We start from the raw sequence: 659 nt of genomic DNA, 5'->3' as shown, positions 1-659 counted from the left end.
TGTCCGACGGGGCGGCGGCGGACCAGTGCCTGTTCGACCCGGAACGCGCCTGGCGCGTCGAGGCCGACCGCATGCCCGGCAAGGCACAGAACACGCCCTTCGACGGGCGGGCGCTGGAGGGGCGGGTGCTGGGCACCTGGAAGGCCGGAAAGCCGGTCTTCGCCCATACCGATGCTTGACGGCGGGAATATGATGCACGACGCGGTTCCGGCCTTCGCCCTGCCCCTGCTGGCGGCGATCGCGCTGCTGTCCTACGGCATCGGCAGCGTGCCGTTCGGCCTGCTGCTGGCGCAGTTCGGCGGGGCGGGGGATATCAGGCGTATCGGGTCGGGCAATATCGGCGCGACCAACGTGCTGCGCACGGGGCGGCGCGGGCTGGCGGCGGCGACTCTGCTGCTGGACGGGGCCAAGGGCGCTTTCGCCGTGGCCTGCGGCTTTATCCTGTCGCCGTTCCATACCGAGCAGGCCATGGCTGTGGCGGCCATATTCGCTGTGCTGGGCCATTGCTTTCCGGTCTGGCTGAAATTTCACGGCGGCAAGGGCGTGGCCACGGGGCTGGGCGCGGCGCTGGCCCTGGATTGGCGGGTCGGCCTGGCCTGCTGCGCGATCTGGCTGGCGGTGGCGCGGCTGACGCGCATTTCCTCGGCCGGGGCGCTGTC

The 659-nt window shown here is 71.3% G+C and carries 1 protein-coding gene and 1 pseudogene; both read left to right on the top strand.

Features of this window, described 5'->3' with window-relative positions; translation table 11 throughout:
• Window positions 1-179: pseudogene (locus HUK84_RS23420) on the top strand (dihydroorotase); the annotation flags it as partial.
• 13 nt (window positions 180-192) lie between these two features.
• Window positions 193-659 (top strand): glycerol-3-phosphate acyltransferase (locus tag HUK84_RS21695; RefSeq protein WP_176641981.1); only part of this gene is annotated, 467 nt, incomplete at its 3' end.

The sequence above is a fragment of the Nguyenibacter vanlangensis genome, assembly GCF_013376155.1.
GTDB classification, from domain to species: domain Bacteria; phylum Pseudomonadota; class Alphaproteobacteria; order Acetobacterales; family Acetobacteraceae; genus Gluconacetobacter; species Gluconacetobacter vanlangensis.
Note: the sequence above shows the minus strand (reverse complement) of the source record. Positions and strands in the feature narration are given on the sequence as shown.